General features: G+C 62.2%; 1 protein-coding gene. It reads left to right on the forward strand.

From position 1 onward, the window contains the following. Positions 1-161: 161 nt before the first annotated feature. Positions 162-1,610, forward strand: a complete 1,449-nt coding sequence (gene tnpC / locus FYJ63_RS10960; RefSeq protein ID WP_154487592.1) for an IS66 family transposase — start codon at positions 162-164, stop codon at positions 1,608-1,610. The last annotated feature ends 71 nt before the right edge of the window (positions 1,611-1,681 follow it).

Consider the following 1,681-nt stretch of genomic DNA (forward strand, 5'->3'; position numbering starts at 1 on the left):
GGATAGCTTACGAGCTGACCGTGTCTGTTTTGTGGATGGGCCATCCGTCGACAAAACGAACAATAAACGTAACTATTCAGGTGGTTGCGGATAGCCAGTCGCCAACCACCTGATTTTTCTGGCATAGTGTGCCTAATCCTTCGGCATATCTATGCGGTGACATGACCATCAGCGATATCAACGTCGACGAGGCTCTGGAGCGGGTCCGACAGCAGCTCAAGGAAGACCAGACGGTCTCGCCGTCGCTGCGTGCCGCCATCGATGTGCTGATGCTGCTGGTCAAGCTCATGGCCGATCGCCTGGCCACCAGTAGCCGCAACAGCAGCAAGCCACCGTCCCAGGATCCCAATCGCCAGCGCCGCTCGCGCGCCAAAGGCGAGCGGCGCCCCGGCGGACAGCCAGGGCATGAGGGTAAGACGTTGGCGCCGGTGACGGACCCCGACGAGGTGGTCAAGCTCCGTGTCGATCGTCGGCAACTCCCCAAGGGGCGTTCTTACCGCCCGGTCGGCGTCGAAACGCGCCAAGTGCAGGACATCGTAATCCAGGCCGTGGTCACCGAATATCAGGCTGAGGTCCTCGAAGATGATCAGGGGCAACGCTACGTGGCGCCATTCCCCGAGGGCGTGACTCGCCCCATCCAGTATGGCCCTCGCCTCAAGGCGCATGTCGTCTATCTCTCCCAGTATCAGCTGTTGCCCTATGCGCGTATCCGCGAGTTGCTCACCTCGCAGTGCGGCCTGTCGCTGAGCACCGGCACCCTGTTCGCCTTCAACCAGGAGGCCTACCAGCGGGCCGAGGCGTTCGCCGAGTGGGTGATCCCGGCGCTACGTGAAGCAGCCACCGTCCATGCCGATGAAACCGGAATGCAGGTCGGTGGCAAACGCTACTGGCTACACAGCGCCTCCAACGAGGCCCTGACCTGGTTGGCCCCGCACCCCAAGCGCGGCCAGGAAGCGATGGATGCCATCGGCGTATTGCCCTTCGTGCGTGGCGTGCTGGTGCATGATCACTGGAAGCCCTACTACCGCTATCCGGATTGCCGGCACGCGCTCTGTAATGCGCACCACCTTCGGGAGCTGACAGCGGCCTGGGAGAACGATGGCCAGGCATGGGCCAAGGCCTTGCATGACCTGTTGTTGGAGATGCATCGCGCCGTGGAGGTGGCCGACGGCTGCCTCTCGGCCGATGAGACCCGAGCCTGGCGGCAGCGCTATCGAGATTGCCTGGCGAAAGGGGACGCCGAGTGCCCCCCGCCGGTGAAACCGCCACCTGGAACGCGAGGCCGGGCCAAGCGCACCAAGCCGCGCAACCTCCTGGAACGCCTCCAGGCGTACGAGGACGACGTGTTGCGCTTCCTCGACGACCCTGCCGCTCCCTTCACCAACAACCAGGGGGAGCGCGATCTGCGAATGACCAAGGTCCAGCAGAAAATCTCGGGCTGTTTCCGCTCCTGGGAGGGGGCGGAGATCTTCTGCCGGATGCGCAGCTTCCTCTCGACCGCCGTCAAGCAAGGGGTGGCGGCGCATACCGCACTGGAGCAACTGTTTGCGGGGGAGGTGCCAGCCTTCATGCAGCAAGAAGCCCCGACTCAGCCAACCGGTGCTGAATAGTTACATGGTTTTTAGTAATCGTTTTTAGTAATCGTTTTTAGGAATAGCTTTATGGATACCGCTTCCTCTGC

Source organism: Mobiluncus porci (assembly GCF_009695935.1).
Classification (GTDB): Bacteria; Actinomycetota; Actinomycetes; order Actinomycetales; family Actinomycetaceae; genus Mobiluncus; species Mobiluncus porci.

Coding starts and splice junctions, on each gene's coding strand:
- tnpC (WP_154487592.1), top strand. CDS start 162: ATGACCATCAGCGATATCAACGTCGACGAGGCTCTGGAGCGGGTCCGA.